We start from the raw sequence: 6155 nt of genomic DNA, 5'->3' as shown, positions 1-6155 counted from the left end.
CGCGCCCGCGCCGACGCCCGGATACGTCTGCGGCACGTACACGCGCCAGAACGCCGCGAACGGATGGCTGCCGAGCGAGACGGCCGCGCGCTGGTAGGTCGGCGGAATCGACTTCATCACGCTGTAGAGCGGCAGGATCATGAACGGCAGCAGGATGTGCGTCATCGAGATATAGACGCCCACGCGGTTGAACAGCAGCGCGAGCGGATGCGCGAGCAGGCCGCTGCCGATCAGCGCCTTGTTGATCAGCCCTTCGTTCTGCAGCAGCACGATCCACGCGGCCACGCGCACGAGCACCGAGGTCCAGAACGGAATCAGCACGAGGATCATCGCGAGGTTCGCGCGCCGCTCCGATAGCGTCGAGATCCAGTAGGCGAGCGGATAGCCGAGCAGCAGCGCGAACAGCGTCACGGCAATGCCGATCACGAACGTGCGGCCGAAGATCGCCAGATAGATCGACTGATCCGGATCGGCGTGCACGATGCTACCGAAGCCGTCTTGCTTGTGGTCGAGCGCGGCGAGCAGATAGAACGGCGAATAGGCGCTGCCGTTTTTGGCGATCGCCTGCCAGTAGGCGACCTCGTCCCAGCGCGCATCGAGTTCGATCAGTTTGCTGCGCGTGCCGGCCGGCGTCAGCGCCGTGCCATCGTCGTTTTTCAGCGGCATCGCGCGCGCAGTCTTGGCGACGAGCGAGCGATAGCCGGGAATCTCGGTGTTCAGCCGCCGTGCGAGCGCGCCCATCGCGTCGCTGTCGGCGACTTTCGTCATGTCGGCGGCGAGCGCCGCGTAGGCGGCGTCGGCCGGCGGCGTCTTGCGGTCCCACTTCGACAGCGCGGCGACCGTGTTCGGCAACGCGGCGGCGATCTCCGGGTTCTGCACCGCGCGCGTGAGCAGCGTGCCGATCGGCACGACGAACACCAGCAGCAGGAAGATCGCGAGCGGCGCGATCAGCAGCAGCGCCATCGTGCGCTTGCGGGCCTCGGCCGCCTTCAGCTCGCGCTTGAGCGCGGCCGTCGACGTCGGGGAAGAAGCGATCGTCATCGTATTCAACGGTTCTCTCCGGCCGGAGCGCGATCCGGCGGAATGCCGCGCGACGCGAACGAAGCGCCGCGCGGCCGGTTGCATCGGGACAGCGGTGCGATTACTTCGTCGCCCAGGCGGCGAAGCGCTGCTCGAGTTCGTCGCTGTGATCGGTCCAGAACCCGATGTCTTCGAGCACCGCGTTCTTGCCGTTGGCCGGCGAATTCGGCAGGTTCGCAAGCGTCTTCGCATCGAGCGACTTGATCGCCGCGATGTTCGCCGGCCCGTACGCGATGTGCTGCGCGTATGCCTGCTGCGGCTTCGGCGTCAGCGTGTAGGCGATGTACTGCTCGGCAAGCGCCTTGTTCGGCGAGCCCTTCGGAATCGCCCAGTAGTCGAGATCGTAGATGCTGCCGTTCCACACGACCTTCAGGTTCTTGCCTTCCTTCTGCGCGGCATCGATGCGGCCGTTGTACGCGGTCGACATCACGACGTCGCCGGCGACGAGGAACTGCGGCGGCTGCGCGCCCGCTTCCCACCACTGGATATACGGCTTCAGCTCGTCGAGCTTCTTGAATGCGCGGTCCTGGCCTGCCTTCGTGCCGAGCACCTTGTACACGTCCTTCGGCGCGACGCCGTCGGCCATCAGCGCGAACTCGAGGTTGTAGCGCGCGCCCTTGCGCATCCCGCGCTTGCCGGGGAATTTCTTCACGTTCCAGAAATCGGCCCAGCCGGTCGGCGCGGTCTTCAGCTTGTCGGCGTTGTACGACAGCGCCGTCGACCAGACGAAGAAACCGACGCCGCACACTTGCGGCGCTTCGGGAATCAGGTCCGACTTCTTCGCGATCTTCGACCAGTCGAGCTTCTCGTAGAGCCCTTCGTCGCAGCCGCGATTCAGGTCGCCCGACTCGACTTCGACCACGTCCCAGTTGACGTGCTTCGCTTCGACCATCGCTTTCACCTTGGCCTGCTCGCCGTTGTACTCGACGGCGGTGACCTTGTTGCCGGTCGCCTTCTCGAACGGCTGGTTGAACGCGACCTTCTGCGCGTCGCCGTTCGCGCCGCCGAAGTTGACGACCGTCAGCTCCGCCGCCGTTGCCGATGCGCCGATGGCAGCCAGCGCCAATGCGAGCGCGGTGCCGCGCACCGCAAAACCTGTTCCGTTCATGATCGTTGCTCTCCTCTTGTGGTGGTCGTGGTGAATGCGTGACGTTGTCATGGGCGACGTGCGGCGCGCTGCCGGCTCGCTCGGCGCGGATGCCTACGCGAAGACGCGCAGATGCTCGGGCGCGAACGCGAGCGAGACCGGCGCGCCCGGCGAGAACGCGTCGAGCGCGCCCGTGCCGAGCGGCATCTTCACGAAGCATTCGTCCTGCCCCGGCAGCGCGCAGCGCACGCGCACGTGATCGCCGAAATAGATGAGGCTGCGCGCCTCGCCCGTCAGCCGGTTCGCCGCCGCGCCGTTCGCGTGGCCGCTCGCATCGCCATTGACGCGATCCGGCGCCTGGCCGTTCGCACCGTGCGCCGCGAGGCTCATCCGCTCGGGCCGGATGCATGCGATCGCCGCCGCACCCTCGGCGACATCGCCGATGCGGCGGCCGACGAGGCGCGTGCCGTCGCCGAGCCGCAGCTCGCAGAACTCGCCGTCGACGCGCGCGATCGTGCCGCGCAGCCGGTTGCTGTCGCCGATGAAGTTCGCGACGAATTCGTTGCATGGTGATTCGTAGAGCCTGTCCACCGTGTCGAGCTGCTGCACGATGCCCTTGTCGAATACCGCCACGCGGTCCGACATCGTCAGCGCCTCGCCCTGGTCGTGCGTGACGTAGACGAAGGTCACGCCGAGCTTCTCGTGCAGCGCCTTCAGCTCGTACTGCATGTGTTCGCGCAGCTGCTTGTCGAGCGCGCCGAGCGGTTCGTCCATCAGCACGAGCTTCGGCTCGAACACGAGCGCACGCGCGAGCGCAATGCGCTGCTGCTGGCCGCCCGACAGCTGCGCCGGATAACGCTTCGCGAAGCGCTCCATCTGCACCATCTTCAGCGCGTGGGCGACGCGCTCCGCGCGCTCGGCCGCCGGCAGCTTGCGCACCGTCAGCGGATAGGCGACGTTCTGCTCGACCGTCAGATGCGGAAACAGCGCGTAGTTCTGGAACACCATGCCGATGTTGCGCTTGTGCGGCGGCACGTGATTGAGCAGCTCGCCGTCGAGGCGGATTTCGCCGCCGGTCGGGAATTCGAAGCCCGCCAGCATCATCAGGCACGTGGTCTTGCCCGAGCCGGACGGCCCGAGCAGCGTCAGGAATTCGCCGCGGCGAATGTCGAGATCCAGCGATTTGACGACGAGCGTCTCGCCGTCGTAGGTCTTTCGCACGCCGCGAAAACTGACGATCACATCATCGGACTTCATCGTGGCTGTCCCCTTTGCTGCGCAACGATCTTTATCGAGATGCGAGCCACTATACGGCGCGCACGGTTCTACAATAGGGAACCATTTCAATATTCCCAGTAGGACCACTTTGGATACCGTGATCGTCGCCGACTGGCTGTCCGCCCGTCTCGACCGGACTTCGTCCGAGCCGATGTACCGGCAGCTGCTGCAGCTGATGCAGCAGGCCATCCTGACCGGCGAATTGGGGCCGGGGACGAAGCTGCCGAGTTCGCGCACGCTGGCCGCCGACCTGTCGATCGCCCGCAATACGGTGCTGCACGTGTACGACCAGCTGACGGCCGAAGGCTACGTCCTGACGACGACCGGCAGCGGCACCTATGTCGCCGACACGCGGCCCGACGCCGCCGCGATGCGCGCGCACGGCGCGGGCGCGGCGCGTTCGGACGACGGCGGCGCGGCAACGGCCTCGACCGCGGCGGCCGACGCACAAGGCGGGCTGTCGATGCGCGGCCGGCAGTTGATCGAGCATGCGGGCGTGTCGCGCCGTCAGTGGGGTGCATTCATGCCGGGCGTGCCGGACGTCTCCGAATTTCCGAGCCGCACGTGGAGCCGCCTGCAGGCGCGGCTCTGGAAGGAAGCGAACCCCGAACTGCTCACGTATGCGCCGGGCGGCGGCTATCGGCCGCTGCGTCGCGCGCTCGCCGACTATCTGCGCGTCGCGCGCTCGGTCAAATGCTCGCCGGACCAGGTCATCATCACGACCGGCATTCATCAGTCGATTGATCTCGCGGTGCGGCTACTGTCCGACATCGGCGATCGCGCGTGGGTCGAGGAGCCGTGCTACTGGGGCGTGCGCAGCGTGCTGCAGGCGGCCGGCCTCACGCTGGCGCCCGTGCCCGTCGATCAGGAAGGGCTCGCGCCGAGCGCGAGCGACATGCAGCACCCGCCGCGGCTCGTGCTCGTCACGCCGTCGCATCAGTATCCGCTCGGGATGGTGATGAGTCTCGCGCGGCGGCGCATGCTGCTCGAATACGCGCGGCAGCATCGCTGCTGGATCATCGAGGACGACTACGACAGCGAATTCCGTTACGGCAGCCGCCCGCTCGCGTCGCTGCAGGGGCTCGACGACGGCGGCCGCGTCATCTACGTCGGCAGCCTCGGCAAGATGCTGTTTCCCGGTCTGCGGATGGGCTACATGGTCGTGCCCGAGCATCTCGTCGACACGTTCCGCACCGGCCTCTCGGAGCTGTACCGCGAAGGACAGCTGATGCAGCAGGCGGTGCTCGCCGAGTTCATCATGGACGGCCATCTGACCTCGCACGTGAGACGGATGCGCACGCTATACGGCGAGCGCCGTCAACTGCTGATCGATGCGATCCGCGCGCGCTTCGGCGACACGTTGCCGGTGATGGGCGACGAAGCCGGCCTGCATCTGGTGCTCGGGCTGCCCGACGCATGCGACGACCGCGCGGTCACGCAGAGCGCATTCGAAGCGGGCGTGATCGTACGGCCGCTGACCAGCTATTACAGCTGCGCCGATACCGCGCAACGCGGGCTGCTGCTCGGTTATGCGTGCGTCGCGCATGAAGGGATCGAGCCGGCGTTCGACACGCTCGCGGCGATCATCGAACAGCATCTGCCGCGGCACGCGACGCGCGCCGCGTGAGCCGACGGCCGCGCGTGCGGGCCGTTATCGCGCGGTTCCCGTCGTAGCTGTAGCCGTCGCGGCCGCACCGCGATCGAGCGACGCCGCGCGCACCGCTTCGCCCGGCTTCGTAAACATGCGCTGCCGCAGCGCGGCGATCTGCGCGTCGCGATCCTGCGGCGAGAGACCGGCGGCTTCGATCTGCGCGCGCTGCGCCGCGTAATCGGCATAGCGGCTTTGCCATGCTGCGTCGTCCTGCTGCAGCTGCGCGACACGTGCGGCGACGTCCGCACCAAGCGTCTGCGCCAGCGCCGCGCGTGTCGCGTCGGGCGCCGCCCCGCTCTTCTGCCACTGCGCGATCCGGTCGATCGCGGCCTGCTGCGCGTTCGCGCGCTGCTGCGCCGCACGCTCGTCGGCCGGCATCTGCTGATCGAGCGCCGCGAGCCGCTCGGCCTTCTGCGCATCGGTCAGCGTGCGGTCCTGCATGATGCGCAGCCGCGCGAGGTCGTAGCGCTGCCGCCACTGCTCCGCACCGAAAAACGGTTCGCTCCAGTCGCCGAGCGTGCGGTACGCAATCGACGCGCGCCGGTCGAGCGCGAGCTGCAGCGCGCCGAGATCGGACTTGTCGGTGACGGCGCCCGCGTCGGGCAGCTTTGCAAGCGCGTCGCGATAGGCGCGATAGCGATGCCAGACGTCGAGCGCTTCCGCCTGCGCGACCGTGCCGTCGAGCTGCGCGGCGATCTCGCGGGCGACGAGCGCATCGAGCGCGGCGGCGTCGAGCTCGCTCTGCGCGGTCAGGCAATAGTCGAAGAAATCGCGCACCGCGCGCGACTTCGCGAGATGGCCGCCCGGATCGAGCGGCAAGCGCGGCGCGCTCGATCCGGCCAGCGGCGCGGGCACGCTCGCGCCAGCCGGCGGCGCCGCCGGCGACGGCAACGCAATCGCGCCGCGTTCGCCCGCCTGCGATCCGGCGTGCGCGACTTCGATGTCGCGCGGCGGCGATGCGCCGCGCCACAGCACGACGGCGGTCACGGCCGCACAACCGGCGACTGCATACACGGCGACGCGCCGCATCGGCGACGCGCGCCCGTCACGTGCGGCCAT

Annotated in this window: 5 protein-coding genes; 1 reads left to right on the top strand and 4 read right to left on the bottom strand. The window is 68.2% G+C overall.

Annotation, left to right across the window (positions count from 1 at the left end; all coding sequences use genetic code 11):
* The 3 genes from ACSHSS_RS31490 to ACSHSS_RS31480 all read right to left on the bottom strand — a co-directional run.
* Nucleotides 1-1050 (bottom strand): ABC transporter permease (locus ACSHSS_RS31490; RefSeq protein WP_445546092.1); only part of this gene is annotated, 1050 nt, incomplete at its 3' end.
* 91 nt (nucleotides 1051-1141) lie between these two features.
* Nucleotides 1142-2188 (bottom strand): ABC transporter substrate-binding protein, encoded by a 1047-nt coding sequence (locus tag ACSHSS_RS31485; protein ID WP_006399525.1) that lies wholly within the window; start codon nucleotides 2186-2188, stop codon nucleotides 1142-1144.
* Nucleotides 2189-2281: 93 nt separating this feature from the next.
* On the bottom strand, nucleotides 2282-3424 hold the full coding sequence (locus ACSHSS_RS31480) for an ABC transporter ATP-binding protein (protein WP_155824779.1): 1143 nt from the start codon (nucleotides 3422-3424) through the stop codon (nucleotides 2282-2284).
* A 109-nt stretch (nucleotides 3425-3533) separates the two neighbouring features.
* On the opposite strand from ACSHSS_RS31480, the gene pdxR reads away from it, so the two are divergent.
* Nucleotides 3534-5072 carry a MocR-like pyridoxine biosynthesis transcription factor PdxR gene (gene pdxR / locus ACSHSS_RS31475; RefSeq protein WP_217044081.1) on the top strand — a complete coding sequence of 513 codons (1539 nt, stop codon included), beginning with the start codon at nucleotides 3534-3536 and terminating at the stop codon, nucleotides 5070-5072.
* Between the two features lie 24 nt (nucleotides 5073-5096).
* On the opposite strand, the gene ACSHSS_RS31470 is transcribed toward pdxR, so the two are convergent.
* A complete protein-coding gene (locus tag ACSHSS_RS31470; protein WP_445546091.1) occupies nucleotides 5097-6155 on the bottom strand; it encodes a lipase secretion chaperone in 1059 nt (352 codons plus the stop codon).

The sequence above is a fragment of the Burkholderia sp. BC1 genome (genome assembly GCF_052683555.1).
Note: the sequence above shows the minus strand (reverse complement) of the source record. Positions and strands in the feature narration are given on the sequence as shown.